Origin of the sequence: Flavobacterium sp. (genome assembly GCF_036741995.1) — a bacterium.
Lineage (GTDB): Bacteria > Bacteroidota > Bacteroidia > Flavobacteriales > Flavobacteriaceae > Flavobacterium.
Genome location: NZ_DAINRG010000114.1, coordinates 1 through 1,337 on the forward strand (window position 1 = coordinate 1; position 1,337 = coordinate 1,337).

Sequence of the window (1,337 nt, forward strand, 5' to 3'; positions counted from 1 at the left end):
TCAATATCCCTGATAATTGGTTTTTTATTTTGTAAAGCTTTTTGTAAGGTTGCATTGTTCTTTTTACGTTAGGCATGATATTTTGGCTTTAGTTTTCAAGAGTTTAACAAGTTCAAGCCTTACTTCCCTAAAAAAACTTTAATATTCTTTCAAGACAGCGAAGCTTTTTTGCAAAATTTTCAATACTTTTAAATCGTAATTATAAATCGGGAGCAATATAAAATGACAATAAAAAAGAATTTTCCCAAAATACTTTGGCTGATATTCTCCTCGAGCATCTTCTTCATTATTTTATACTTAGCATTATTCTATTACACCAAAAAGGCAGAGCAGCTTGTATACAAGGATTCTGTTGAGCATTTTGATAATGAAATTCACAAGTTACTCGATTTAGAGTCAAAGCCTATTTTGGTAGCCATAAATAATGATACCAATTGGGATGAGTTTGTCAATTTTATAAAAACCAAAGACCAAGTTTGGTTCAATCAAACGATAGGCAACGAATTGGAGATTTACGATGCCGAATATTTAGGCGCTTATGGTGCCGATAAAAATTTCATCATCAGAACACCAACACCCGCTATTAAAAGCCTTGACTTTATTCCCAAAACAGCTATGGATGCCGTGGATGATGAGGGGATAAAGAAATTCTATCTGAAGATTCCTGAAGGAATAGTAGAAGTAACCGGAGCCGCCATTCACCCTTCCGACGATCCGCTGAAAACCAAAACACCAACATCGGGTTATTTTTTTGTGGTTCGATTGATGGATAATCAGTTTGTAGAAAGTCTGCAGCACATTACCAATTCAAAGATACAATTAGCGGCTACGGATTATGTTTTAAAACCTGAAAAAAGCACCATACATTCCGTTTTTGATTTGAAGGATTCAGCAGGGAAAGTGATAGGCAAATTGGTTTTTCAAAGGGATTTTGAAGTGTATTTTGATTATACTACTCGTTTGTTGTATGTTATCATAATAGCGTTTTTTATAATATTACTGCTCAATCTGTATTATACCCGTAAGTTTGTTTATTATCCACTGTATTTAGTGCGCAGAGTCTTAGAAACCGGAAATAAAAAGGCCATTAGATTATTGAAAAGAACCAATGGTGAATTTAGTTACATCGGGAACTTATTCGAAGAGAATAATAATCAGAAAATGGAACTGATTACGGCCAAAATCCGTGCAGAAGAAAGTGATCGATTGAAATCAGCTTTCTTGGCTAATTTGTCTCATGAGATTCGAACGCCAATGAATGCCATCAATGGTTTTACCGATCTGATCCTGAATACCGATATCACCGAAACAGAGAAACTGGAATACTTAACCGTAAT

General features: G+C 34.6%; 1 protein-coding gene. It reads left to right on the forward strand.

Annotation, left to right across the window (positions count from 1 at the left end; all coding sequences use genetic code 11):
• Positions 1–222: 222 nt before the first annotated feature.
• Positions 223–1,337: CHASE4 domain-containing protein (locus tag V7D82_RS13775; protein ID WP_333601521.1), on the forward strand; the 1,115-nt coding region annotated here is incomplete at its 3' end.